Origin of the sequence: Planktotalea frisia, assembly GCF_001890925.1 — a bacterium.
GTDB lineage: Bacteria > Pseudomonadota > Alphaproteobacteria > Rhodobacterales > Rhodobacteraceae > Planktotalea > Planktotalea frisia.
On sequence record NZ_MLCB01000038.1, the window covers coordinates 1 to 1,339 of the forward strand.

Annotated in this window: 1 protein-coding gene; it reads right to left on the reverse strand. The window is 58.1% G+C overall.

Annotated elements, in window-relative coordinates; translation table 11 throughout:
* Nucleotides 1–333 precede the first annotated feature (333 nt).
* Nucleotides 334–1,339 (reverse strand): IS91 family transposase (locus PFRI_RS02425; RefSeq protein ID WP_072629169.1); only part of this gene is annotated, 1,006 nt, incomplete at its 5' end.

Genomic DNA, 1,339 nt, shown 5'->3' on the forward strand with positions numbered 1-1,339 from the left:
GTGATGAAGGTTTTTCGATGCGGGCCAGTGCGCGAGGTTTCGGCGAGGGACTGACTGTGGCCCGCGTTGACAAACCTCTCAAGGAGGAAGCCGTGGGATGCTGGGTTGTGACCTATGGGGAAAGTGCGAGGCCGCTGTAGGTTTGTTTGGGCCTTGACGTGTCTGTCGAATGCATTTGAGGGGGCTCAGAGGTCATGGGTGATATGATTTTGGCGTTGATAACGGTCAGCATCGGTACGTTTTCCGTGCTTCGGTTCGCTCGGCGCAGCAGAATGCTCCACCCGAATGAGGCGCATAAGGGAGCGGGTGTTATCCATTTTGACGGACATCTCGTCATGCAGCGGCCTTTCGTGGTGGCGCACGGGTCTGTGGCTTTTGCCCCCGCCTGAAGATCTCGATGATGCGCATCTGGCCACCGCAATCGGGGCATGGTTCGCGGAGCGTAAGTGGGATGATCTCTGCGGTTGGCGGATCTTCGTTTTTGACCGGTTCTGCCCCAAGTAACGCGCGGGCCTTTGCGATGTTGGCCTTGCGGGTCGCGCTTGCAAGCAATCCGTAATGGCGGATGCGGTGGAACCCGTCCGGAAGCACATGGATCAGAAAGCGGCGGATGAACTCGGGCGTCGCCAGCCGCATCACCTTTTGGCGCTCTCCATTCTTGATGCGATAGTCTTTCCATCTGAACGCAACAGTGGTGGCATCGGCGCTGACGATGCGGCTGTTTGAGATGGCGACACGGTGTGTGTAGCGACTGAGATAGGCCAGCACAGCCTCGGGGCCACCGAAGGGTGGTTTGGCGTAAACGACCCATTCGTTTTTGCGCAGCGGGGTCAAATACGCAGCAAAAGCCTGCGGTTCTGATAGCCCAGCTAAATCACCAAAGAAGTTGAGGTCTCCTTCACAATGCAGAGCCAGCAACCCTTCGATAAACAAGCGTCGAAACAGTCGGGATAAAACCCGCACATGCAGAAAGAACCCAGGCTTGCACGCGACCCAGCGGTTGCCGTCTTTCGACAACCCACCGCCCGGCACGATCATGTGGACGTGAGGATGATGGGTCAGTGCCGATCCCCATGTGTGCAGCACGCTGGTCATACCGACCCGCGCGCCCATGCGCTTAGGATCGTCGGCGATGGTGGTCACTGTCTTCGCTGACACGCGGAAGAGCAGGCCATAGACAGCGCGCTTATTCCAGTAGGCGATGCGTGCGATCTCGGCTGGCAGCGTGAAGACCAAGTGGAAGTATTCCACCGGTAGCAAATCTTCTGAACGCGCGGCCATCCAGTCTCGGGCTGCGGGCCCCTGACATTTAGGGCAGTGCCTGTTCTTGCATGAGTTG